A 23,763-nucleotide genomic window follows, 5' to 3' on the forward strand; every position below is an offset into this window, starting at 1 on the left:
GCCGACCGCCGATCTTGCCCGTGAACGCAGAAATCGCGACGCACAGCCACACCCGTCCGTGATCGCCCTCTGGTCACGGCCCGACTAATCTGGGATTCTGATTCGAAGACCCGCTGGGGTAGCGACGCGCCTAATGACTTCGTTTGATCTGATCCTCGCGGCGGCGGCCGGCGCGGTGTGTCTCGCCATTTCCGTCGCCCTGTGGTCCCACGGGCAGCGACGGAACCTGGAGGCGCGCATCGCCACGCTCAAGGCGCGCCTGATCCATCAGGGAGGCTCGGACGACGCGCCGGCTTGGCTGGATGCGTTCGACACGGCCGTCGTCGCCGTCGAAGGCGGCCGCGCCAGCCTGGTCGCCGGCGGCGAGGGGCTGAGCGCCTGCGCCAAGGCGCTGGGGTCCGCCGCCGAGGTCGCGGCCGTGATCGCCGCGCTCAGCGACGCCGATCCAAACTGCGCCCAGAAGCTGGCCGCCCTGTTCGAGCGCGGCGAGCCTTGCGTGTTCGAGGCCCGAGGCCCCCATGGCCTGGTCTCGGTCGAGGGGCGCGCGGCGGGCGCGCTGGCCTGGCTGCGTCTGGCGCCGATCGATCGCGCCGACTCGGGCCTGCCCACCGCCGCGCGCTTCGCCGCCTTCGTCGACAGCGTGGTCGAGCCGTGCTGGATCGCCGGCGCCGATGGCCAGGCCATCTGGGCCAACGCCGCCTTCGTCCGCGCCGTGGGCGCGGTCTCCGCCCAGGCCCCGGCCCTGGCGGGCAAGAGCTTTGATCGCGGCGCCGACGCCGTGGTGGTCGAGGCCGCCGACAAGGGCGAACGTCGCGAAGCGCTGCGCTGGATCAACCTGGACGGCCGCCGCCGGGCGTTCCGGCTGTCGGCACAGCCTCTGGATGGCGGCGGCGTGGGCGTGTTCTGCGCCGACGTCACCGAGATCGAGGATGTCCGCGACGCGTTCAAGAAGCACGTCGAGGCGCACGACGAGACCCTGAACCACATCGCCGAGGCCGTGGCGATCTTCAGCCAGACGCGTCGCCTGTCGTATCACAACACCGCCTTCGCCGAGCTGTGGGGCCTGGAGCCGGCCTGGCTGGCCGACCGGCCGACCCATGGCGAGGTGCTGGACCGTCTGCGCCAGCGCCGCCGCCTGCCCGAGACCATCGACTACGCCGGCTGGAAGGCCGCCGAACTGGCGCGCTACGAGCACCTCGGCCCGCAGGCCGACGACCTGTGGGACCTGCCCGACGGCCGCACCCTGAAGGTCGTCCGCCAGCCGCACCCGCTGGGCGGCATGCTGCTGATCTATTCCGACATCACCGGCGAGCTGCGCCTGAAGGCCCAGTACAACGCGCTGATCCAGGTGCAGCAGGCCACGCTGGACAAGCTGAACGACGCGGTCGCCGTGTTCGGCTCGGACGGCCGCCTGCGGCTGCACAATGAGGCCTTCGAAACGTTCTGGAACGTCACCCCGCACGCCCTGGAGGCGGCCGGCGACTTTGAGGGCGTGGTCGAGCTGTGCGTGCCGCGTCTGCATGACCTGTCGTTCTGGCGCGAGCTCAAGGGCCGGGTCGCCGATCCGGATCCGCAGATGCGCGCCCCGACCTCCGGAGAGGTGCGAACCTCCGACAGCCGCGTTGTGCTCTACCAAAGCCGGCCGCTGCCCGATGGCGCGACCCTGATCGCCTTCGCCGACGTCACCGACACCCGCGACCTGCAAAGCGCGCTCGCCGACCGCTCCGCGGCCCTGGCCGAGGCCGAGCGCCTCAAGCGGGACTTCGTCGGCAACGTCTCGTACGAACTGCGCACGCCGCTGACGACCATCATCGGCTATTCGGAGCTGCTGGAGCGCGCTGACGGCATCTCCGAACGCGGGCGCAACCACGTGGCCGCCGTCCGCACCGCCGCCACCCAGCTGGCGCGCTCGATCGACGACGTCCTGGACATGGCCCAGATCGACGCCGGCGAAATGGCGCTGGAGATCGAGGACATCCGCGTCTCCGACCTACTGCTGAACGCCCAGGAGCGCGCCCTGAAGGACGCCCAGCTGGGCGCGGTGACCCTGGCCGTTGAATGCGAAGAGGACGTCGGCCTGATCCGCGGCGACGGCAAGCGCCTGGCCCAGACCCTGGACCATCTGGTCGAGAACGCCCTGCGCCAGACCCCGCCGGGCGGCCGCGTCACCCTGTCGGCGCGTCGCGCGCTGGGCGAGGTGCGGCTGGACGTCTCCGACACCGGTCGGGGCGTGCCGTTCCACGTCCAGGCCCACATCTTCGACCGCTTCGTCGGTCGCGATCGCGGCGGGCCGGGCCTGGGCCTCGCCTTGGTCAAGGCGCTGGTCGAGCTGCACGGCGGCTGGGTGGCGCTGGAGAGCGAGCCGGGCAATGGCTCGACCTTCACCTGCCACCTGCCCGAGACCCAGCAGCCGGGCGCCATGCAGCCCGAGCTTGGCTTCTAGCCGGCCCGGCGGGACGCGGCGGGGGAGCATTTTATTGCCCGCCCCAACCCGAAAAGCCCGCGTTGCGCATCCCTGTGCCTCCGAAGGGCTTTACGCCGCGCATCGGCGCCGCTAGAAGCGCTGCCGATGCAATTCGCCGCGACCAAAACTATTACCCGCAAAACGACCCACCTCGGTGGGGCGGCGGGCGTGCGCGCGATCTAAGCGGCATCCTCGAACCAGCCCCGCCGATGCGCGGGGCGGCTCTCACATCCAGAGACCACAAGCTCCCCGCGCTCCACACCTTTTCGGAGACGCAACACCATGAGCTTCAAGTTTTCCCGATCCCATCCGCCCCACGTCGGCGTCGTCGGCGCCACTGGCCTGGTCGGCGGCATGATGCGTGAGCTGCTGGTCGAGCGCGACTTCCCGGTCGCGTCCCTGCGCCTGTTCGCCTCGGCCCGTTCGGCTGGCAGCAAGATCGACTTCAACGGCCAGCAGATCGTGGTCGAGGACGCCGCGACCGCCGACTTTTCGGGCCTGGACATCGTGTTCTTCTCGGCCGGAGGCTCGACCTCGCGCGAGCTGGCCCCTAAGGCCGCCGCCGCCGGCGCCGTGGTGATCGACAACAGCTCGGCCTGGCGCTCGGACCCCGAGGTGCCGCTGGTGGTGGCGGAGGTCAATCCGCACGCGCTGAACAACATCCCCAAGGGCATCGTCGCCAACCCCAACTGCACCACCATGGCCGCCATGCCGGTGCTCAAGCCCCTGCACGACAAGGCGGGTCTGAAGCGCCTGACCGTCAGCACCTATCAGGCCGCCTCGGGCGGCGGCATGGAGGGCATCGAGGTGCTGTCCGAGCAGCTGCGCGCCGGCGCGGCCGGGGATCTGGACGGCCTGGCCCGCTCGCCCGACGCCGCCCCCCTGCCCGCGCCGCGCAAGTGGGCCGTGCCGCTGGCCTACAACGTCGTGCCGCTGAACTACGTGCTGGGCGAGGACGGCTACACCGAAGAAGAGCTGAAGCTGCGCGACGAAAGCCGCAAGATCCTCGAGATCCCCGGCCTGCCCGTCAGCGGCACCTGCGTGCGCGTGCCGGTCTTCACCGGCCACGCCCTATCGATCAACGCCGAGTTCGATGGTCCGGTCTCGGTGGCCGAGGCGCTGGACCTGCTGGCCGCCGCGCCGGGCGTGGTCATCGAGGACGTCCCCAACCCGCTGGCCGCGACGGGCCAGGACCCGGTCTTTGTCGGCCGCGTGCGTCCCGACCCGACTGTGGAGCACGGCCTCGCCCTGTTCGTGGTCGGCGACAACCTGCGCAAGGGCGCGGCCCTCAATGCCGTGCAGATCGCCGAGGTCATGCTGGGGGCATAGACCCGACGCGCGGCCCTTTCGCCTCGCCAGAGCACCCGCCTCGCGAGTGAGCAACAGCGCCCTCCTCCTCCGCCTGCGGGGGAGGAGGCGTAAACGCGCGAAAGGGCTTTGCAGCCTTGGGATTCGTCAACAGACGCGGTAACTCCCCGCCATGCTGACCGATCCGTTCTTCTACCTCGTGGCCATTCCCGCCGTGATCCTGCTGGGCCTGACCAAGGGCGGGTTTGCGGGGATCGGGGTCGTCGCGGTGCCGATGATGACCCTGGCGGTGTCGCCGGTCATGGCCGCGTCGATCATCCTGCCCATCCTGCTTGTCCAGGACGTCGTCAGCGTGTGGTCGTTTCGGAAAACCTGGGACAAGGCGATCCTGGTTTTGATGCTGCCGGCGGCGGCGGCGGGCATTCTTGTGGGCTGGGCCCTGGCGGCGCTGGTGGACGAGGCGGCCGTCGAGCTGGCGGTCGGGGCGATCTCGGTCGTCTTCGCCCTGCAGCGGCTCTGGGCCGAGCGCGCGCTCCAGGCCGCCGACCGCATAGAGGCCGGTCCGGCGCGTCCGTGGCTGGGCGTCCTGTGCGGTGCGACGGCGGGCTTCACCAGCCAGATCGCCCACGCCGGAGGCCCGCCGTTCCAGATCTATGTCCTGCCGCGCGGTCTGCCGCGCGACGTGTTCATCGGCACCAGCGCGATCTTCTTCAGCGTCGTCAACTGGATGAAGGTGCCCGCCTATCTGGCGCTGGGCCAGCTGACGCCGCAAGTCCTGGCCACCGCCGGCGTTCTGCTGCCATTGGCCATCGCCTCGACCTGGGTCGGCGTCTGGCTGGTGCGGCGCGTGCCCGCCGAAGGCTTCTACAAGGTGATCTATGTGCTGCTGGTGCTGGTCGGCGGCAAGCTGATGTTCGACGGCGCCCGCGGCCTTTTGGCCTGAGGGCGTTTTTCCGCGCGATCGTGTCGCCTCGGCCCTTTCGCGGCCACGATGATCGACGCTTATATGTCGCGGAACAAACTTATGCTTCGCGCGTACTGCACGCCATCAGAGCCGGGCCATGACTGAACTCACCACCACCGCCAACACGACCCAGATCGTGGTCGCCAAGCCGGGCCGGCACTATCCGACCCCCGCGGCCAAGTGCGCCGACCTGGTGGTGCATCTGGCGGGCCTGGCCTGCGCCCTGATGGGCGGCGGCATCCTGCTGGGCCTGGCGTTCGGCCTGGGCAATCTGGGCCAGGTCGCGGCGGTCAGCATCTACACCGTGGGCCTGATCCTGATGCTGTCGCTATCGACGGCCTACAACTTCGCCAAGGCCCGCTGGCGCCCGCTGCTGCGCCGCTTCGACCACGCCGGCATCTTCGTAATGATCGCCGCGTCGTACACCCCCTTCACGACCCAGAACCTGCACGGCTGGTGGGCGATCGGCATGACCACGGCCGTGTGGACCGTGGCCGGCGTCGGCGTGCTGGCCAAGCTGTTCCTGCCGGGCCTGGACAAGCGCTTCTGGGTGGGTCTGTACCTCGCCCTGGGCTGGCTGGTCCTGGTGGCCATCAAACCGATGATCGAGGGCCTGTCGTGGCCGGCCCTGCTGCTGCTGGCGATCGGCGGCATCGTCTATTCTACGGGGACCGTCTTCTACCTGATGCGACGCCTGAAGTTCCGCCGCGCCATCTGGCACGGCCACGTCATCGGCGGCGCGGGCCTGCACTATGCCGCCGTTCTGGTGGGCGTGGTCCTGACCGGCGCGCACTAACCTTCGGAGACCTGGCGTGGACAAGGACCCGGCCGGCAGTTTCAGCCTGCAAGGCTTCTTCCGGGACTGGAAGTCCAACGACCCGCTACGCGGCAAGCGCCTGCCCACGCCGCCGTCCGATCGTCAGGTCGAGGCGGTGGGTTTCCCCCGGGTGCGGTTGACCGTCGACCAGGCCGACGACGCCCTGCGGCAGGCCGCCGATCGCCTGGCGCCGATGCGCTCCCTTCTGGGCCGTGACGAGTTCAACATCCTGGCCCTGTCGGGCGGCGCGGCCGGCGGCGCCTATGGGGCGGGCGTGCTGGCGGGCCTGACCAAGGCGGGCCGCCGGCCCGACTTCGCCATCGTCACCGGCGTCAGCACCGGCGCCCTGATCGCACCGCTGGCCTTTCTGGGCTCGGCCTGGGACGAGCGCCTGACCGACGCCTATACCGGCGGCCACGCGGCCGAGCTCTTGAGCCTGCGTCGCCTGGCGCCGGCGCTCGGTCCCAGCCTCTTCAAGGGCGAGTCGCTGGATGTGCTGGTCGAGACCTTCGTCGATCAGGAGATGGTCGAGGCCATCGCCGTCGAGCACGCCAAGGGCCGGCGCCTGCTGATCGCCACCACCAATCTCGACAGCCAGCGCGCGGTCGTCTGGGATCTCGGCGAGATCGCGGTGAAGGGCGGGCCCGAGGCGCTGAAACTGGTCCGGTCGCTCCTGGTCGCCTCATCCTCCGTGCCCGGCATCTTTCCGCCCAAGCTGATCGAGGTCGAGGTCGACGGTCAGGTCTTCCAGGAGATGCATGTGGACGGGGGCGTGGCCGCGCCGCTGTTCCTGATGCCCGACGCCCTGCTGCACTGGCGCAACCTGGGCACCCGCCTGCGCCGAGGGCGGGTGCATGTGATCGTCAACACCGTGCTCGACCCCTCGACCCAGTCGACGCCGCCGGGCGTGGCCTCGATCATGGCGCGCAGCTTCGAGACGATGCTGCGCTTTTCATATCGGCAGGCCTTGAGCCTGGCCGCTGGCTTTTGCGCGCGCCACAACCTGCCGCTCAGCGTGGCGTCGATTCCAAATAGCTTCGAGGGGATGAACCTTCTGAAGTTCGAGACCGGCCTGATGCGCAGCATCTATGACGCCGGCTTCGAGCAGGCGGCGGCCGGCGTGGTCTGGTCAAACGCCGTCGAGGAACAGAGCCTTTGGCGCGGCCTCTTTCGAAAGCAGGTCCCGCAGGCGGTTTCGGCGGGGACGGGTCTGGTCGTGCGCGACGAGCCGGCGGCGGCCTCCCAGCAGTCGCCTCAGGGCGTCTAACGCGGCTTGCCACCGGGGACGGCGCCGACGACACTGCGCAACCTTTGGGTGGGGAAGCCGGATGCGCAATCTTATTGTTGGTCTCGCCGCCGCCGCCCTTGCGAGCCTCGCGGGACCGGGCGCTGTGGCCCAGACAGCGGCGCCCGCAAAGCCCACCTCGGTCTCCGCCGATCGCCTGTCCGACGCGGCCATCCGTCAGATCCTCGTCCAGCGGGTCGATCATGATCGTCAGAGCCGGGGGATCGTCGTCGGGGTGATCGATGCGCAAAGCCGGCGCGTGATCGCTCACGGCGTGACGGGCGCCGGCGGCGAGCCGGTCAGTGGGCGGACCCTGTTCGAGATCGGCTCGGTGACCAAGGCGCTGACCAGTCTGCTGCTGGCCGACATGGTTCGGCGCGGCGAGGTCAAGCTTGACGATCCGGTGGCCAAACACCTGCCGCCGGGAACGGTCGTGCCAACCCGGAACGGCAAGGCCATCACCCTAATTGACCTGTCCACCCACACCTCGGGCCTGCCGCGCCTGCCCAGCAACATGGCGATGAAGGATCCGCTCAATCCCTATGCCGACTATACCGACGCCCAGCTGGACGCGTTCCTGCGCGACTATGTCCTGACCCGCGACATCGGCGGGACCTACGAATACTCCAACCTTGGGGTAGGATTGCTGGGGCGGGCCCTGGCCTATCGCGCGGGCGGCGACTACGAGACCGTATTGCGCCAGCGTGTGCTGACGCCGCTGGGCATGGGCGACACCGCCATCATCCTGTCACCGGCCCAGGCCGCGCGCTTCTCCAGCGGCCATAACGCCGCGCTGGAGGCCACGACGCATTGGGACCTGCCCAGCCTGGCCGGCGCGGGCGCCCTGCGCTCGACCGCCGACGATCTGCTGAAGCTGACGGCTGCGGAGCTTGGCCTTGTCGACACGCCGTTGAAGGCCGCGATGGCCGACCAGCTGGTTCCCCGTCGCCCCGTCGGCGGCGGCGTGGAGGTCGCGCTGGGCTGGCACGTCTGGTCAACACCCGAGGGCGACATCGTCACCCATAGCGGCGGCACCATGGGCTTCCAAAGCTTCGTCGGTTTCAATCGCAAGACCGGACTGGGCGTCGTGGTGCTGAGCAACACGGCCGGCGTCATGGGCGTGGACGATATCGGGCTGCACCTGATGACCGGGCAGCCCCTGAAGACCCCACCCAAGACGCGTGTGGCGGTTCCCCTGCCGGCTGCCGCCTTCGACAAGCTGGTCGGCCGCTACGGCATGGCGCCGGGGGTGGTGATGACGATCCGCCGCGACGGCGAGCGTATGCTGGGCCAGTTGACCGGGCAGCCGACGGTCGAGTTGTTCGCCGAAAGCCCGACAACCTTCTTTCTCAAGGTGGTCGACGCCCAACTGACCTTCGCCGTCGACGCCGAGGGGCGCGGGACGGCGGTGACGCTGCACCAGAACGGCCAGAACACGACGGCCCCGCGCTTGGCCGAAGGGGCTGAGGCGCCCGCGCCGCCGCGCCCGGCCAAGGTGGCGGCACTGTCCGTCGCCGAGCTGGACGCCCTGACGGGCCGATACGCCCTGGCTCCCGGATTCGTCGTCACCGTGACCCGCAAGGGCCAGAGCCTGTTCGCCCAGCTCACCGGCCAGCCCGAGTTCGAGGTGTTTCCCGAAAGCACGACCCGCGTCGTCTGGACCGTCGTTCCCGCCGCCGCCAGTTTTACGCTGGGTCCGGATGGGAAGGCCGTGAGCCTGACCTTGCATCAGGGCGGCCGGGACATGCCCGCGCCACGACAGCCTTAGACGCCGCCTCGGTTAGTTGGGGACATCCAACCTAGATAAAAAGACGTAAAATCATACGCTTGGCGCGCTACGGACCTCAGCCCTACGCCTTCTTCAGATGCCGCGCGCGCAGCTTGGCCACGTTCGGCGGGTCGGCGCGGAAGTCCGACGCTAGGCCCAGGCGCGCATTGCACGACGGGCAGCGCACGTGGTCCTCGTCGGCCAGCTCCGTGGGCGGATCGAAGCGCGTGCCGCAGGGCTTGCACTTCCAGTCGCCAACGACCGGGGCCGGTGGCGGCGCTGGCGGCGGCGCGGCCGACGGCGTGAACACGGTGGTGCGAGCCGACGGCTTGACCATGCGCTCGAGCGGCGGCGGGCCGCCGGGGGCGGCGACGGCGCTCTTCAGGCTCAGGGTCTTGCGGCGCGGGGGCTCGCTGTCGCTCATGGTCTCGCTGACGGTTTTAGGTGCTAACCGGGGCTTGCTGCATGAAAGCGGCCGGAAACACAAGCCCGACGGGACCTGGCCCTTACCAATGCGGCTTCAGGCTGAAGGACAGGGCGACGACATCGTCCTTCTGGGTGGCTAGGCCCAGCACGCCTTCCTTGGCCCGGATTTCGCGGTGGATATAGCCAAACGAAGCCTGCATCGGCCCCTTGCGCCAGGCGACGCCCGCCTGGCTGTCGCCGATCAGGCGGCTGGTGGCGTCCTGCGACAGGCCCGCCCGGGTCCAGTCTCCGTTCTGGCTCCGCAGCATGTTGAAGCCGACGGCGCGGCCGCTGGCGGCGGCGTAGATGTACCAGCGTCCCCGGTCGCCGAACGCCGCGCCGCCTTCACGGACGCCCAGCGCATCGGTGACCCGGCCGCCCATGTTCTTCTTCGGACCCAGACGCACCGTGGCGCCGGCCTCGGCCGAGCCGCCGGCGCCGCCAAAGCCCAGCCCGGCGTGCGGCGTGACGTCCAGGGCGTACTTGCGGCCCTTCAGCATCACCGCTGACGGCCAGCCCCGGGTGACGGTCACATCGACCTCGCGCAGCTCATAGGCGTCGCTGTCGGGACGGACCAGGGTCAGGGGCGCGAAGGTTGCGGTGCGGGGCACGCCGGCCATCGAGACGCGAACCTCGCTGATCGGACCGCCCGCCTCGCCCTGATAGGCCACGGCGGTCGAGCGCCACATGACCGGGCCAGCGCCGTCATAGTAGCGATCGGCGTCGAGAATTCTCGCATCGCCCATCATGGCGGCCGCCGGGGTCAGGCCAAACCCGCCCTCCAGCTGGGCCTGCGGGGCGCCGATGGGGCGCGCGAGAAGACCGGTCGCGGCGAGCGACAGCGGCGGCGTCGCCTCGGGCTTGACCTGGAATGAATAGGGACCTGCCGCCTGGGCCGGCGCCTGGGCGGCGGCGATCGAAGGGGCCAGGATCGCGACCCCCACGGCAAACACGGTTAGCTTTCCAATCGCCCGCATTGCGGACTCCCAGACCCTCGAGCCTTCTCCCTTCGAATGGAATCATTCGGAGGGAGAAAGAAGGCTCGTTTTCAAACATTTAGAGCGTGATTGCCGCCGAAACCGCTCACACTTTCGGCTATCACGCTCTAGCGTTTCCAGCCTACGCGTCCAAACCCGGCTGTCACGGGGGCTAAAGCGCGCAGGTGACAACCACTGTGCGCCAACAGGGTTCCCGGAACGTGAAAAAGGCGGCGCGATTGCTCGCGCCGCCCCCTCGAAAAGCTTCACATCGGCGTTACTGGCAGGCCAGGCACTCGTCGTAGTCGGTCTTTTCCGGAACGTCGAAACCGCTAGTCGCAGCCTCGGCCTTGTCGTCCGCGCCGGCGTAGGCCGCGCGCTGCACCGACTTGGAGCGCAGATAGTACAGCGACTTCACGCCACGCTCCCAGGCGGTCCAGTGCAGCATGTGCAGGTCCCACTTGTCGACGTCGCCCGGCAGGAAGACGTTGACCGACTGGCTCTGGCAGATTTCCGGCGTGCGGTCGGCGGCCAGTTCGATCACCCAGCGCTGGTCCAGTTCGAAGGCGGTCTTGTAGATGTCCTTCTCGTCCTGGCTCAGGAAGTCCAGGTGCTGGACCGAGCCTTCGTTCTCCAGGATCGAGCCCCACACCGTGTCGGTGTTGTGGCCCTCCTCCTCGAGCAGCTTCTCCAGATAGGGGTTCTTCACCGCGAACGAGCCCGACAGGGTCTTGTGGGTGTAGATGTTGGCCGGGATCGGCTCGATGCCGGCGCTGGTGCCGCCGCAGATGATCGAGATCGAGGCGGTCGGCGCGATGGCCAGCTTGTGCGAGAAGCGCTCCATCGAGCCGCGATCGGCGGCGTCGGGGCACGGGCCCTTCTCTTCGCCCAGCTTGATCGACGCCTTGTCGGCCTCACGGCGCAGGTGCTTGAACATCCGCATGTTCCAGCTCTTGGCCAGGGCGCTTTCGAACGGCACGTTCTGGCTTTGCAGGAAGCTGTGGAAGCCCATCAAGCCCAGGCCCACCGAACGCTCGCGCATGGCGGCGTAGGCGGCGGCCGACGCGGCGTCCGGCGCGCGGTCGATGAAGTCCTGCAGCACATTGTCGAGGAAGCGCATGACGTCCTCGATGAACGTCGGGTGGTCGCGCCATTCCAGATAGGTCTCGGCGTTCACCGACGACAGACAGCAGACTGCGGTGCGCTCTTGACCCAGGTGGTCCGTGCCGGTGTGCAGCATGATCTCGCTGCACAGGTTCGACTGGCGCACCTTCAGGCCCAGCTCGCGCTGGAACGAGGGCATGGCCCGGTTCACGGTGTCGGAGAAGATCAGGTAGGGCTCGCCGGTCTGCAGACGCAGCTCCAGAACTTTCTGCCAAAGGGCGCGGGCGTCGACTTCGCGCAGCACCTCGTTGGTCTTGGGCGAGCGCAGGCCGAACTTGGTCCCATCACGCACCGCATGCATGAACTCGTCGGTGATCGACAGGCCATGGTGCAGGTTCAGGGACTTGCGGTTGAAGTCGCCCGACGGCTTGCGGATCTCGAGGAACTCCTCGATCTCGGGGTGGTGGATGTCCAGATACACCGCAGCCGAGCCGCGACGCAGGCTGCCCTGGCTGATCGCCAGCGTCAGCGAGTCCATCACGCGGATGAAGGGGATGATGCCCGAGGTCTGACCCTGGCCCTTCACCTTCTCGCCGATCGAGCGCACGCCGCCCCAGTAGGTGCCGATGCCGCCGCCGTTGGCCGCCAGCCAGACGTTCTCGTTCCAGACCCCCAGGATGCCGTCCAGGCTGTCGTTGACGGCGTTCAGGAAGCAGCTGATCGGCAGACCGCGCTCGGCGCCGCCGTTGCTCAGCACCGGGGTGGCCGGCATGAACCACAGGCGGCTCATATAGTCGTAGACGCGCTGGGCGTGGTCGGCGTCGTCGGCGAACGCCGTCGAGACGCGCGCGAACATGTCCTGATAGCTCTCGCCCGGCAGCAGGTAGCGGTCTTCCAGCGTGGTCTTGCCGAAGTCGGTCAACAGGGCGTCGCGCGAGCGGTCGACCTCGACCTTGCGCACCAACGCCAGCTGCGGGCGCTTGGCGGGCTTGATCGCCGCCAGACGGGCCTCATTTCGGACGCTCGACTTCACCGCTTCACTGCCGTTCATGACCAAAATCCATGCTCAATCAGCGTGTTCCGGAGAAGGAAATATCCTCGCCAGCCGCTATATCTTGTGGCTGAGGAGCCCCCTCAACCCAAATATGGGGCCACACTGGTGAATGACTCGTCAACGCCCCTGGGGCGAGTTTTTCGTTAACAACCTGTGAACGCCACCAACTTGCATAGGCGGGACAAGGGGTTGCCTCCACGAACTTTTTTCACCCGCGACAGACCGCCGCAAGGCGCCGATGGGCGTCCGTCCCCGGACAACAATGTTCGCCCACAGGTCGAGCACAAGGCATGGTGGCGAATGCAGCGAAAGGCCGCCTGAGGGCGCCGCTTCATCCCGCGCGCGACCTCCCGTGTTCCAAGGGTTTTGGCCACAAACAGCGGGCCGGGGCGCCCACGGGGCGCGTCGCCTTGTCTTCCAGGCACACGCGCAAAGAGAAAGGGCCCGGCGTCGCCGCCGGGCCCTCCCCAAAGTGCAGTCGATTCGATCTTAGAAGTTGATCGAGATCGTCGAACGGCGGTTCAGCGGTTCCTTCACGCCATCGCCGGTGGCGACGGCCGGAGCGCTTTCACCCTTCCAGTCCACGCCGAGGACGTTTTGCGAAACGCCTTGCGAGACCAGAGCGTCGGCGACGGCGCGAGCGCGACGTTCCGAGAGCTTGGCGTTGTACTTCGGCGAACCCGAGGTGTCGGTGTGGCCGATGACGATGATCTTCGTCGCCTTACCGTCGTTCGAGTACTTGGCCGCTTCCGTAACCACCGATTGGGCTTCCGGCGTCAGGACCGATTGGTCGAACGGGAAGTAAACGATGAACTCACGGGCCTCGAAAGCCGGCGGCGGCGGCGGAGGCGGCGGCGGCGGCGGGGGAGGCGGAGGAGGCGGGGGCGGCGGAGGCGGCGGCGGCGGGGGAGGCGGCGGCGGGGGCGGCGACGCGAACGAGTAACGGAGACCCACGGTCACCGACTGGTCCTTGTACTGGCCCTGGAACGCGCCCGGCTGCAGGGCGGCCGAACCCGTGGTCGCCCACTTGTGGTCCGCGCCCGTCAGGTAGCGGTAGGTGAAATCGATCTTCAGCTTGTCGGTGGCCTTGACCGAAGCGCCGGCGAGCGCCTGGTAGGCGAACGCGACGTCGGCGTCATCGCCCGACAGGTTCTGGATCGCCGGGTTGGTCGCGGTGACCGCACCCACGCCGCTGAACTGACCCAGGACGTTGACGTCCAGGCGGTTCACGCCGACGCCGACGCCGACGAACGGGTTCAGCCAGGAGTCCGGAGCGAAGTCATAAATGACGTTCGCCATCAGGCTCCAGGAGTCGATCGAGCCGTCCGGCGAGCCGCAGGTCTGCGAGGACGACGAGCGCGTGATGCCCGGCGTGCAGAGCGCGACAGGCTGCTGGCGCACGGCGTTGCCGTGAACGCTCTTCAGGTCGCCGGGGCGATAGCCGCCTTCGACTTCAGCGCGCCAGTTCTTGTTGAACTGGTAGCCGAGACGGACGAAGCCGGTCCAATCCTTATCGGTCTTCCAAGCCCAGTGCGCAAATTCGCCGTCCGGCAGCGTCTGGTTGGATTGCGTCGTGACGCTTTGCGGCCAGTGTTGGCCGAGGTCGACCGCGCCGTACCAGCCGGTCTCTTGGGCCGAAACGCCCGACGCGGCGAACACCGCGGCCAGAGCAGCTCCCGCCAGGAGGTTGAGTTTCATTTTTGAAGAGCCCTCTATTGCCCTGCCCAGGCCGGGAGACCGACCGAGCATCGTTATACCAAGGCGAACGCCACGGGAAAGTGTCAGCAAAGACACACTCGTCAGGTTTCGCCTCTGCCGTCCGGCAGGAAGATGAAACGAGACCGCCCCTCAGAATCAACTTCCGAGCGTGCCCGCCGACATCCACGAAAAGCTAGGCGTCAGCTCCGCTGGGTTCGCACGGGAACCGTTTGCGCGCAAGGGCTTAGAGCCAGGAGATGCTCAAACCTCTGCGAAACTTCGCACAAAGCGCTCATCTTGAGTCTGCTTTCGCGAGACCTGGGGCGAAATTCACCGCGTCGCGCTGTCCTTTGGCGCGCCAAGGGATCACCCCGCCGACACCAGCCAGCAGGCCGAGTCCATTCGGGCCACGCCGTCCTGGACACGCGGCGCCAAGGCGGCGGCCACGGCGTCGCGCACCTTGGTCCGCAGGGCCTCATCAGCGTTGGTCAGAATAGGATTTAGCGGACCGACGCGCAGGCTCATGGTCATCAGCTCCTCGAAGCTGACCGGCGTGGGCTCGTCGAGCGGCGCGATGGCGATATCGCGCCAGCCGGCCTCCGCCAGGATGGACCGCACCCGCCCGGGATCGGCGAAGGCGAAGCGGCCCGGCGCGTTGCGCTCGAACTTCGGAACCTCAGGCAGGAACGGCGCGGCGGCGTCCAGCGGGACCTGGGTGATCGCGTTGTCTTCCGGGCTGCGCCAGCAGGCGAAGACCAGCCGCCCGCCGGGCTTCAGCGCGCGCCGCAGGTTAGCGAAGGCGGCGACAGGATCGGGGAAGAACATCACGCCAAAGCGCGAGACGATCGCGTCAAACGCCACGCCGAAGTCGTGGGTCTGGGCGTCGGCATGGACGAAGTCGACGCCCTCCAGAGCCTGCTCGCCCGCCCGCCGCCGGGCCAGCTCCAGCAAGGCGCCGGAGATGTCGGCCCCGATCGCGCGCCCTTGCGGGCCCACACGCCAGGCGGCCTCGAAGGTGGTCGCGCCCGAGCCGCAGCCGACGTCCAGCACCGCCTCGCCGGCGCGGAGATCGGCGCGATCGACCACCGCCTTGGCGATCGGCTGGAACAGCCGGTCCAGCAAGGCCTGCTGCTCAACCCAGACCCGCCCGGCCCGGTCCCAATAGGCCGACATATCCTGCGCCACACCGCTCATTTTCTATCTCCCGCTTACGGGGGATAGGTACGCGCTCGGCGCGTCACCGCAAGCTGGCGTCGCGCAAGCGCCGGCGACGGCCGCCCAGGGCGTCGGGCCGGTTCAGCTTCTTGCGATACTCGTCACGGCGCTCGTGGATCGAGGCGATGACCAGGCCCATCGGCACGCCGATGTCGACCAGCACCGCCTCGGACAGCTGCAGGCTGGCCTCGATGGTCTCGGGCACGGCGTCGGATGCGCCCAGCTCGTAGAGGCGGGCCGCATGGCGGGCGTCGCGGGCGCGGACCACGATCGGCACGTCCGGACGCGCCCCGCGCGCGGCGACCACCACCGCCTCGGCCACCTCGAAGGCGTCCATGGTCACCACCACCGCCCGCGCCGTCGCCAGGCCGCAGCGCTGCAGGAGCTCCAGGCGCGAGGCGTCGCCATAATAGATGCGGGCGCCGTCGCGGCGGCCCTGCTCGACCAGGCGCGCGTCACGCTCCACGGCGATCCAGGGCAGGTCGTGACGGCCCAGCATATCGCCGACCAGCTTGCCCACGCGGCCATAGCCGATCACCAGCACCTGTCCGGCCGGTTCAGGGCCCAGGCGGTCCGGCTCATTGGCGGTCGAGGGCGGGGTCTCGCTGATCGGCAGCGGGGCGTTCTTGCGGCCCAGATAACCGCCCAGCGCCGCCAGGCCCGGAATCAGGAACATGGTCAGGGTGGCCGAGACCAGCACCGCCTGGCCGATGGCGGGCGAAACCACCTGGGCGTTCATGGCGTTGTCGAGCAGCACGAAGGCGAACTCGCCGCCGGCCGCCAGGATCAAGGCCGCCTCGATCGCGGCGCGCCGGTTCAGCCCCATCAGGAGGCCGCTGCCGAACACCACGCTCATCTTCACCACCAGGAGGCCCAGCGCCGTGGCCAGGATCGTGGCCGGCTGCGCGGCCAGCAGGGACAGGTCCAGGCGGATGCCCAGCGAGACGAAGAACAGCGACAGCAACAGGCCCTTGAACGGCTCGATCTTGACCTCGACCTCGTGGCGATACTCGGTCTCGGCCAGCAGCACCCCGGCCACGAAGGCGCCCAACGCCATCGACAGCCCCGACAGCGCCGCCACCATGCCCGCGCCGATGATCACCAGCAGGCAGGCGGCCATGAACATCTCTTCGCTCTTGGCCTTGGCCACCGATTTCAGCATCGGCCGCAGGGCCAGACGCCCCACCAGCACGATCGCCGCCAGGCCCAGGGCCGCCGGGGCCAGGGCCAAAAGGTCCTGAAGCTGGAAGGTCCCGTTGCCGCGCCCCAGGATGGCCAGGGTGATCAGGATGGGCGCGACGGCCAGATCCTGGAACAGAAGGACCGAAAAGGTGGCCCGACCGGCCTCGGAATGCAGGCGGCGGCGCTCGGCCAGCACCGGCACGGCGATGGCGGTCGAGGACAGGGTCAGGGCCGCGCCGATGGTCAGGGCCGCCACGGGCTCGAGGCCCAGCAGCATCCCGCCCGCGCCCAGCGCCAGCGAACAGCCGATCACCTGCACCGCGCCCAGGCCAAACACCCACTTGCGCATCAGCCGCAGGCGCTCCCACGACAGCTCCAGGCCGATCATGAACAGCAGGAAGACGACGCCGAACTCGGCCAGCTGGGCGATTTCATCGGGATTGTCGACGGTGACGTAGTCTAGCCACGGCGCGATGTGGATGAACCGCCCCAGGCCGAACGGCCCCAGGATCACACCGGCCAGCAGGTAGCCCAGGATCGGATTGATCTTCAGGCGCTTGAAGATCGGCGCGACGATGCCGGCGGTCGCCAGGAACAGGACCAGGTCCTTGTAGCTCTCTGGGGAAACCTCGTGCGCCACGCGCTCTCCTCTTGTTTTTCGTCCATCCGCCGGAACGAAGGCCTGGCCCTCGCGCTAGACCGGTGTCTTCAATCTAACGCCGGGCCCCGCCTCGTCGCTTGTGATCAGCGACACGCCCCCCGCCTCGATCGCCTCGATGAGGAGCCGTTCGGTGCTGTGGTGCAAGGCGTGCCGCTCGGTCTCGAAGTCCTTGACCGTGCTGCGTGACACGCCCGCTCGATCCGCAAGCTCACCTTGCGACCAGTTGATCAGTCCGCGAGCGGCCCGACACTGCGCCGGCAGGAGAATTTTTGCGTGAGGCATCTAGCACACCCGAGCATCGTCGCCCATATTGGTTGAGTACGCCCGAAAAAGATGACCGTCAAGGAGAGCCTTTGCACGAAACCTCGTTGATCGCCACCATCGTCGCGGGTCTGGGCCTAGCCTTCGTCTTCGGCGCCCTCGCCAACCGGCTGAAGTTGCCGGTGCTGGTCGGCTATCTGCTGGCCGGCGTGCTCGTGGGGCCGTTCACGCCGGGCTATGTGGCCGATCAGGCGCTGGCCCCGCAGCTGGCGGAGATCGGGGTGATCCTGCTGATGTTCGGCGTCGGCTTGCACTTCTCGTTGAAGGACCTCCTGGCGGTGAAGGCCATCGCCATCCCAGGGGCCGTCGTGCAGATCGCGACGGTGATGGGTCTTGGCCTGGCGGTGGCGCTGGGGTGGAGCGTCGGGGCGGGGCTGGTGTTCGGCCTTGCGCTTTCGGTGGCCTCGACGGTCGTGCTGCTGCGGGCGCTGCAGGAGCGACGCCTCGTCGAGACCGGACGCGGCAAGATCGCCGTCGGCTGGCTGATCGTCGAAGACCTGGCCATGGTCCTGGCCCTCGTGCTGCTGCCCGCGCTGTCGGGCGTGCTGGGCGGAGAAGCGCCCATGGACCACGCCAAGGGCGGGGCGGCCGCCGGCGGCGTGCTGGGTGCCTTCGCCCTGACCATCGGCAAGGTCGTCGCCTTCGTGGCCCTGATGCTGATCGTCGGCCGGCGGGTGATCCCGTGGATCCTGCACCGCGTGGCCCACACCGGCTCGCGCGAGCTGTTCCGTCTGGGCGTGCTGGCCATCGCCCTGGGCGTGGCGTTCGGCTCGGCCGCTCTGTTTGGCGTCTCGTTCGCCCTCGGCGCCTTCTTCGCCGGCATGATCATGGCCGAGAGCGAGCTGTCTCAGCAGGCCGCCAACGAGACCCTGCCCCTGCGCGACGCCTTCGCCGTGCTGTTCTTCGTGTCGATCGGCATGCTGTTCGACCCGATGGTGCTGCTGCGCGAGCCCGTTGCGGTGCTGGCCACCCTGGCGATCATCGTCGTGGGCAAGTCGATCGCCGCCCTGGTCATCGTCCTGGCCTTCCGCCGCCCGATGAGCACCGCCCTGACCATCTCGGTCAGCCTGGCCCAGATCGGCGAGTTCTCGTTCATCCTGGCGGGCCTGGGCGTATCGCTGAAGCTGCTGCCGCCGGAAGGTCGCGACCTGATCCTGGCCGGGGCCATCCTGTCGATCCTGGTCAACCCGCTGCTGTTTGCGATGCTGGACAAGATCCTGCCCGGCATGATCGCCAGGGAGCGCGAAGCCGCCGGCGAGCCGCCGCTGGTGGCCGCCGCCAAGCCGCACGCCCTGCTGGTCGGCTATGGCCGGGTGGGCAAGGCGGTGGCCGAGGGCCTGAAGGGCCGCACGCCGCTGGTGGTCATCGAGGACGACATCGAGCGCGCCGAGGACCTGCGCCGCGCCGGCTTCGAAACGGTCGGCGGCAACGCGGTCAAGCCCGAGGTGCTGCTGAAGGCGGGCCTCGACAAGGCCACCCACCTGTTCGTCGCCGTGCCGAGCCCGTTTGAGGCCGCACGGATCATCGAGCAGGCCCGCGTCGCCAATCCCGGCTGCGAAATCATCGCCCGCGCCTATACCGACGCTGATGTGACCCTGCTCAAGACGGCCGGCGCCACCCACGCCCTGATCGGCGAGGACGAGATCGCCAGGGGGATGCTCTCCCGCGCGCCCAAGAAGAAGCCGCCGGCGGCGGCGCATTGAGACCCATGGCGCGGGCGAGCGCCCCCTCCGTCACGTCGCCTATTGGCGCCGCGCCACCTCCCCCGTTGCACGGGTGAGGAGGAAGCGGCCGCCCTCCTGCCCCGCTTGCGGGGGAGGTGGATCGCTGCGGATACGCAGCGAGACGGAGGGGGCGCTCACCTGCGCTCGCCGTCACATTTCTCTAGCCACGCCGCCCCATCACCGCTAACCGCCGCACATGATCGGACCGCATCCCACGGGCGGTTACATCCTGGAGGAGCTCTCCGTCGGGATGACCGCCGAGAAACACGTCACCGTCACCGAAGAGCGCATCCAGCGCTTCGCCGAGGCGTCGGACGACTTCAACCCCGTCCATGTGGACGAGGCCTTCGCCGCCAAGACGGCCTATCGCGGCCGCATCGCCCATGGCCTCTTGTCAGCCTCATTCGGCTCGGCCGTGGTCGGCACCATCCTGCCGGGCGCCGGGGCGATCTATCTGGGCCAGACCCTGACCTTCCATAAGCCGGTGCGGATCGGCGACGTCGTCACCGCCCGCGCCACGGTCGCGTCCATCGACGCCGAGAGCGCGCGGGTGGTTCTGCGCTGCGCCGCCCTGGTGGGCGACGAGGTGGTGATGGACGGCGAGGCCACGGTGCGGGTGCCGCGCCGCCGCCGCCCCGCCAAGGTTTGACGGCCTTAAGGGCGTACAGACCCGAGACAACGGCCCAACCTTAGGCTAAAGCGCCGATCGTGAACCGCCCGACCTCCATTGCGAGACTTCTGGCCCGCGACGCCTTCCTGGCGCTCGCGCTGCTGGCCGTTGTGCTGAAGGTCATGATCCCGGCGGGCTTCATGCCCAACGCCGAGACGCGCAACGGACTGCCCTTCGCCCTGGTGCTCTGCACGGGCGACGGAGCCAAGATCGTCCAGCCGGGCGATGCGCTCGACGCCCGCCACGGCGACAAGGGCGACAAGGCCGGCCATGACGCGCCCTGCCCCTTCGCGACCCAGGGCGCAGCGGCCCCGCCGCCGTCCGTGGTCGCGGCCATCGACATCGATCTGGTCGCCTACGCCGCGCCGATCGTTCCGCCCGCCCGCGCGCTTGCGCCCGGACGCGGCCTCGCCGCCCCGCCGCCGCCGCCGACTGGCCCGCCTATCGTCCTGATCTGACCCTCGGTCCTCGCGATCGAGTGTGAACGCGCGCGCCCATGCCGGCGCGCCTTGGATCATTCACGGCCGCCGCCTAGCGGCCGAAGGACGTTGCAATAATCATGAAGTCTCTTCTGCTGGCCACCACGGCCGCCCTCGCTTTTGCGCCCGCCGCCTTCGCGGCCGACGCCGTCGCACCGACCGCTGACAACACCCAGGTCTCGTCGGTCATCGTCACCGCCCGACCCAATCCGGAAGACCCGCCGGTCGTCGCCGACGCCCGCAAGCGCCTGTCGGAAACCCCGGGCGCGGTCTCGGTGATCTCCCAGGAATCCTACATCAACCGCCAGACCCTGGCGTTGGACGACATGCTGCGCGACGCCCCGGGCGTCTACGCCCAGCGCAAGTGGGGCGGTGACATCCGCGTCTCGATCCGCGGCTCGGGCATCGGCAACGCCAACCACAATCGCGGCCTGTTGATCGCCCAGGACGGCGTGCCGCTGAACGAGGCCGATGGCTATGGCGACACCCAGATCGCCGACCCGCTGAACACCCGCTACGCCGAGGTCTATCGCGGCGGCAACGCCCTGCGCTTCGGCGGCGCCCTGCTGGGCGGCGCGGTCAACATGGTCACGCCCACCGGCAAGGACGCCGGCTTCCAGAACAAGATCCGCATCGACGGCGGCTCCTATGGTCTCGCCCGCGAACACATCGCCCTGGCCCGTCAGGTCGGCGACTGGGACGTCTTCGTCGCGGCCACCAATCAGACCAACCAGGGCTGGCGCTCGCAAAGCCAGCAGAACATCCAGTTCGGCTCGCTGAACATCGGCCGCTCGTTCGGCGAGGACCGTGAGGTTCGCCTGATCGTCAACGGCTCGAACATCAACCAGGAAATCCCCGGCTCGCTGACCCTGGCCCAGTTCAACGCCAATCCGCGCCAATCGTCCGCCGGCAACCTAGCCAATGACAACGGCCGCAACATGCGCGGCGTGCGCGGCTCGCTGCGCACCACTTGGCGCCTGGACGACAGCCTTGTGTTCGAGGGCGCGGTCTATGCGGTGTGGAAGGATCTGGACCACCCGATCTTCCAGGTCATCGACCAGCAGAGCCGCAACTACGGCGCCTTTGGCCGCTTCGACTGGGACGGCGAAATCGGCGGCAAGCGCGCCGACGCCTTCTTCGGCGCCTGGTACCGCACCGGCGACCTCGACTCGAACTTCTATGTGAATATCCGCGGCGGCCGTGGCGCGCCGACCTCGCGCACGCTGCAGAACGCCAAGGCGTTCGACGTGTTCGGCGAGGGCCGGCTGTTCGTCACCGAAGAGGTTGCGCTGGTGGCCGGCGCCAACTGGGGTCAGGCCAAGCGCGACTATGTCAGCTTCGCCATTCCGGGCGTGGCCTCGACCTTCAACCTGACGGCCGACAAGAGCTATGACTGGGTTTCGCCCCGCGTGGGCCTGCTGTGGCAGAGCGAGGCCGGCGACCAGGTGTTCGCCAACCTGACGCGCTCGGTCGAACCGCCGAACTTCGGCTCGATGTCGCCGACCAATACCGGCTTCGCGCCGGTGCGCTCGCAAAAGGCCTGGACGGGCGAGGTGGGCGCGCGCGGCCATCGCGGTCCGTTCACCTATGACGTGACCCTGTATCGCGCCGAGCTCAAGGGCGAGATGCTGCAATATACGGTGAACCCCTCGATCCCGGCCTCGACCTTCAACGCCGACAAGACCCTGCACCAAGGGGTCGAGGCGGCGCTGGACTGGGCGGTGGCGCCGCGCTGGCGCGTGCGCCAGACCTGGACCTACTCGGACTTCCGCTTCAAGGACGACGTCCAGTACGGCGATAACCGCCTGCCGATCGTACCCAAGAACTTCTACCGCTCGGAAGTCCGCTACGACGATCCGCGCGGCTGGTTCGTGGCGCCGTCGGTCGAGTGGTCGGCCAGCGACCAGTGGATCGACTACAAGAACACCCAGAAGGCCCCGGGCTACGCGATCCTGAACCTGAACGCGGGCTGGAAGGTCAATCAGACGGTGTCGTTGTTCCTCGACGCCCGGAACCTGACCGACAAGGCCTATGTCTCGAACACCCAGGCCGCCATCGCCTGGACGGCGGGCAGCGCCGTGCTGTGGCCAGGCGATGGTCGCTCGGTGTTCGGCGGCGTGACCGTCACCTTCTAACCCTCAACCATCTGGTCCTGACGGGGCGGCGGCTCGCGAGGGTCGCCGTCCCAAACCCGGAGCATCGCGATGCGCGCGATCGACAATCCCGAGACCACCGCCCCGGCCGGCGAGATCTATCGCGCCTTCTGGCGCTGGCACTTCTATGCGGGGCTTCTGGTCCTGCCGATCCTGATGCTGATGGCCCTGACCGGGGGTCTTTATCTGTTCAAGGACGAACTGACCGCCGTGGTCCATCGTCCGCTGGTCGTGGTGGCCGAGGGGCCGGCCCAGACCACGCCCACCGCCTGGATCAAGGCGGCCGAAACCGCCACCGGCGGCCAGGCCAAGCAGGTCGTGATCCCGGAGCGGACGGACCGTTCGGTCCTGGTCACGGTCGAGACCAAGGGCGAGAAACAGACCGCCTATGTGAATCCCTATTCCGGCGCAGTGCTGGGAACGACGCAGCCCGGCGGCGTCATGGGCGTGATCAAGCACGTGCACAGCCTGGAGATCGCCGGACCGGTGATGAACCTGCTGGTCGAAGTGGTCGCCGGCTGGACCATCGTGCTGGTCGCCACGGGGATCTTCCTGTGGTGGCCGCGTGGCCAGAAGGGCGGGATCGTCACCGTCCGGAGCGCGCCCGCCAAGCGGCTGTTCTGGCGCGACCTGCACGCCGTCACTGGTCTCTTCGCCGGCGGCGTGATCGCTTTCCTGGCCGTCACCGGCATGCCGTGGTCGGCCTTCTGGGGCAAGGAAGTCCGCCAGATCACCACCCAGGCCGGCTGGGGCCGTCCCAAGCCGCCGGTCGCCGAGCAGCATCACGGCAAGCCCGCGCCGGTCGTAGAAGCTACGGGCGTGCCCTGGGCCCTGCAGACCAAGGCGCCGCCGCCCTCGTCCGCCCAGACCCATGGGGCTGACATGGACGACCACGCCCACCACATGATGATGATGGACGCGCCCGCCCCCCTCGACGCGAACGCCATTGTGGCCAAGGCCCGCGCCGCCGGCCTGACGGGCGGTTTCACCCTGTCGCTGCCCAAGACGCCGGGCGGGACCTGGACCGCCGCCCAGATGTCCGACCGGGTCGAACAGACCCGCGCGGTCTATCTCGACGGCGGCGACGGCCGGGTGCTGGCCGACATCGGCTATCGCGACTTCGGGCCGGCGGCCAAGGCCATCGAGTGGGGCATCGCCGTCCATGAGGGCCGGCAGTTTGGCCTGATCAACAAGCTGGTCATGCTGGCCGGCTGCGTCGCCGTCTGGCTGATGGGCGTCTCGGCCATCGTCATGTGGTGGAAGCGTCGCCCCAAGGGTCGGCTCGCCGCGCCCGCGCGCCCGACCCATCGCGGCGCCTATGCCGGCCTGCTGGCGATCGTTCTGCCGCTGGCTGTTCTCTACCCCCTGGTGGGGGCGTCGCTGGTTGCGGCGCTGCTGCTTGATCTTATCCTGCGCCGGCTGATCACGCCGCGCGCCCAGACCGGAGCCTGAAG

General features: G+C 68.7%; 19 protein-coding genes and 1 pseudogene. 12 read left to right on the top strand and 8 right to left on the bottom strand.

The annotated features are described in order from the left end of the window. Positions 1 to 133: 133 nt before the first annotated feature. From divL to CA606_RS18370, 7 genes are all read left to right on the top strand, one after another. Positions 134 to 2,443 (top strand): cell cycle protein kinase DivL, encoded by a 2,310-nt coding sequence (divL, locus tag CA606_RS18340; protein ID WP_096053220.1) that lies wholly within the window; start codon positions 134 to 136, stop codon positions 2,441 to 2,443. A gap of 126 nt (positions 2,444 to 2,569) precedes the next feature. Further along, positions 2,570 to 2,647 carry a hypothetical protein gene (locus CA606_RS18345; protein ID WP_181242920.1) on the top strand — a complete coding sequence of 26 codons (78 nt, stop codon included), beginning with the start codon at positions 2,570 to 2,572 and terminating at the stop codon, positions 2,645 to 2,647. A 99-nt stretch (positions 2,648 to 2,746) separates the two neighbouring features. After that, positions 2,747 to 3,793, top strand: coding sequence for an aspartate-semialdehyde dehydrogenase (locus CA606_RS18350; protein ID WP_181242683.1), 1,047 nt, complete (start codon positions 2,747 to 2,749; stop codon positions 3,791 to 3,793). 151 nt (positions 3,794 to 3,944) lie between these two features. Beyond that, positions 3,945 to 4,715: a sulfite exporter TauE/SafE family protein gene (locus CA606_RS18355; protein ID WP_096053219.1), complete on the top strand. Its 771-nt coding sequence runs from the start codon at positions 3,945 to 3,947 to the stop codon at positions 4,713 to 4,715. 118 nt (positions 4,716 to 4,833) lie between these two features. After that, complete coding sequence (gene trhA / locus CA606_RS18360) at positions 4,834 to 5,532, top strand: PAQR family membrane homeostasis protein TrhA (protein ID WP_096053218.1); 699 nt, start codon at positions 4,834 to 4,836, stop codon at positions 5,530 to 5,532. A gap of 16 nt (positions 5,533 to 5,548) precedes the next feature. Continuing rightward, positions 5,549 to 6,820, top strand: coding sequence for a patatin-like phospholipase family protein (locus CA606_RS18365; RefSeq protein ID WP_096053217.1), 1,272 nt, complete (start codon positions 5,549 to 5,551; stop codon positions 6,818 to 6,820). A 61-nt stretch (positions 6,821 to 6,881) separates the two neighbouring features. Further along, complete coding sequence (locus CA606_RS18370) at positions 6,882 to 8,606, top strand: serine hydrolase (RefSeq protein WP_096053216.1); 1,725 nt, start codon at positions 6,882 to 6,884, stop codon at positions 8,604 to 8,606. An 82-nt stretch (positions 8,607 to 8,688) separates the two neighbouring features. Here the strand turns inward: CA606_RS18370 and CA606_RS18375 are convergent, their stop codons facing one another. The 7 genes from CA606_RS18375 to CA606_RS18405 all read right to left on the bottom strand — a co-directional run bounded on the left by CA606_RS18375 (position 8,689) and on the right by CA606_RS18405 (position 17,244). Next, entirely contained in the window at positions 8,689 to 9,030 is a 342-nt protein-coding gene (locus CA606_RS18375; protein ID WP_096053215.1) for a hypothetical protein, read from the bottom strand. An 82-nt stretch (positions 9,031 to 9,112) separates the two neighbouring features. After that, on the bottom strand, positions 9,113 to 10,048 hold the full coding sequence (locus CA606_RS18380; protein ID WP_096053214.1) for a lipid A-modifier LpxR family protein: 936 nt from the start codon (positions 10,046 to 10,048) through the stop codon (positions 9,113 to 9,115). Between the two features lie 277 nt (positions 10,049 to 10,325). Further along, on the bottom strand, positions 10,326 to 12,209 hold the full coding sequence (locus CA606_RS18385) for a ribonucleoside-diphosphate reductase subunit alpha (protein WP_181242684.1): 1,884 nt from the start codon (positions 12,207 to 12,209) through the stop codon (positions 10,326 to 10,328). A gap of 486 nt (positions 12,210 to 12,695) precedes the next feature. Then, on the bottom strand, positions 12,696 to 13,904 hold the full coding sequence (locus tag CA606_RS18390; RefSeq protein WP_096053213.1) for an OmpA family protein: 1,209 nt from the start codon (positions 13,902 to 13,904) through the stop codon (positions 12,696 to 12,698). 366 nt (positions 13,905 to 14,270) lie between these two features. Further along, a complete protein-coding gene (locus CA606_RS18395; RefSeq protein ID WP_096053212.1) occupies positions 14,271 to 15,098 on the bottom strand; it encodes a class I SAM-dependent methyltransferase in 828 nt (275 codons plus the stop codon). A gap of 43 nt (positions 15,099 to 15,141) precedes the next feature. Next, positions 15,142 to 16,941, bottom strand: a complete 1,800-nt coding sequence (locus tag CA606_RS18400; RefSeq protein ID WP_096053211.1) for a cation:proton antiporter — start codon at positions 16,939 to 16,941, stop codon at positions 15,142 to 15,144. 54 nt (positions 16,942 to 16,995) lie between these two features. Then, entirely contained in the window at positions 16,996 to 17,244 is a 249-nt protein-coding gene (locus CA606_RS18405) for a helix-turn-helix domain-containing protein (protein ID WP_096053210.1), read from the bottom strand. A 71-nt stretch (positions 17,245 to 17,315) separates the two neighbouring features. Here CA606_RS18405 and ybaL point away from each other — a divergent pair, with 71 nt between their 5' ends. Further along, a complete protein-coding gene (gene ybaL / locus CA606_RS18410; RefSeq protein ID WP_096053209.1) occupies positions 17,316 to 18,986 on the top strand; it encodes a YbaL family putative K(+) efflux transporter in 1,671 nt (556 codons plus the stop codon). A gap of 39 nt (positions 18,987 to 19,025) precedes the next feature. Here ybaL and CA606_RS20395 read toward each other — a convergent pair. Further along, positions 19,026 to 19,139, bottom strand: a pseudogene (locus CA606_RS20395) (hypothetical protein); the annotation flags it as partial. Positions 19,140 to 19,203: 64 nt separating this feature from the next. Between CA606_RS20395 and CA606_RS18415 the strand changes: the two are divergent. The 4 genes from CA606_RS18415 (at position 19,204) to CA606_RS18430 (ending at position 23,761) form a co-directional block, all read left to right on the top strand. Then, on the top strand, positions 19,204 to 19,656 hold the full coding sequence (locus CA606_RS18415; RefSeq protein WP_096053208.1) for a MaoC family dehydratase: 453 nt from the start codon (positions 19,204 to 19,206) through the stop codon (positions 19,654 to 19,656). A gap of 59 nt (positions 19,657 to 19,715) precedes the next feature. Then, positions 19,716 to 20,135 (top strand): DUF2946 family protein, encoded by a 420-nt coding sequence (locus tag CA606_RS18420; RefSeq protein WP_096053207.1) that lies wholly within the window; start codon positions 19,716 to 19,718, stop codon positions 20,133 to 20,135. A gap of 101 nt (positions 20,136 to 20,236) precedes the next feature. Beyond that, the gene (locus CA606_RS18425; RefSeq protein WP_096053206.1) at positions 20,237 to 22,291 is read left to right on the top strand and encodes a TonB-dependent receptor family protein; all 2,055 of its coding nucleotides are present in this window, start codon (positions 20,237 to 20,239) and stop codon (positions 22,289 to 22,291) included. A 69-nt stretch (positions 22,292 to 22,360) separates the two neighbouring features. Next, positions 22,361 to 23,761, top strand: a complete 1,401-nt coding sequence (locus CA606_RS18430) for a PepSY-associated TM helix domain-containing protein (RefSeq protein ID WP_096053205.1) — start codon at positions 22,361 to 22,363, stop codon at positions 23,759 to 23,761. Positions 23,762 to 23,763 lie beyond the last annotated feature (2 nt).

Origin of the sequence: Caulobacter vibrioides (assembly GCF_002310375.3) — a bacterium.
Taxonomy (GTDB): Bacteria; Pseudomonadota; Alphaproteobacteria; order Caulobacterales; family Caulobacteraceae; genus Caulobacter; species Caulobacter vibrioides_D.

Bases quoted from the DNA above. Each gene is read 5' to 3' on its own strand.
- divL (WP_096053220.1), top strand. From the start codon at position 134: ATGACTTCGTTTGATCTGATCCTCGCGGCGGCGGCCGGCGCGGTGTGT.
- CA606_RS18345 (WP_181242920.1), top strand. From the start codon at position 2,570: ATGCAATTCGCCGCGACCAAAACTATTACCCGCAAAACGACCCACCTC.
- CA606_RS18350 (WP_181242683.1), top strand. From the start codon at position 2,747: ATGAGCTTCAAGTTTTCCCGATCCCATCCGCCCCACGTCGGCGTCGTC.
- CA606_RS18355 (WP_096053219.1), top strand. From the start codon at position 3,945: ATGCTGACCGATCCGTTCTTCTACCTCGTGGCCATTCCCGCCGTGATC.
- trhA (WP_096053218.1), top strand. From the start codon at position 4,834: ATGACTGAACTCACCACCACCGCCAACACGACCCAGATCGTGGTCGCC.
- CA606_RS18370 (WP_096053216.1), top strand. From the start codon at position 6,882: ATGCGCAATCTTATTGTTGGTCTCGCCGCCGCCGCCCTTGCGAGCCTC.
- CA606_RS18375 (WP_096053215.1), bottom strand. From the start codon at position 9,030: ATGAGCGACAGCGAGCCCCCGCGCCGCAAGACCCTGAGCCTGAAGAGC.
- CA606_RS18380 (WP_096053214.1), bottom strand. From the start codon at position 10,048: ATGCGGGCGATTGGAAAGCTAACCGTGTTTGCCGTGGGGGTCGCGATC.
- CA606_RS18390 (WP_096053213.1), bottom strand. From the start codon at position 13,904: ATGAAACTCAACCTCCTGGCGGGAGCTGCTCTGGCCGCGGTGTTCGCC.
- CA606_RS18395 (WP_096053212.1), bottom strand. From the start codon at position 15,098: ATGAGCGGTGTGGCGCAGGATATGTCGGCCTATTGGGACCGGGCCGGG.
- CA606_RS18405 (WP_096053210.1), bottom strand. From the start codon at position 17,244: ATGCCTCACGCAAAAATTCTCCTGCCGGCGCAGTGTCGGGCCGCTCGC.
- CA606_RS18415 (WP_096053208.1), top strand. From the start codon at position 19,204: ATGATCGGACCGCATCCCACGGGCGGTTACATCCTGGAGGAGCTCTCC.
- CA606_RS18425 (WP_096053206.1), top strand. From the start codon at position 20,237: ATGAAGTCTCTTCTGCTGGCCACCACGGCCGCCCTCGCTTTTGCGCCC.
- CA606_RS18430 (WP_096053205.1), top strand. From the start codon at position 22,361: ATGCGCGCGATCGACAATCCCGAGACCACCGCCCCGGCCGGCGAGATC.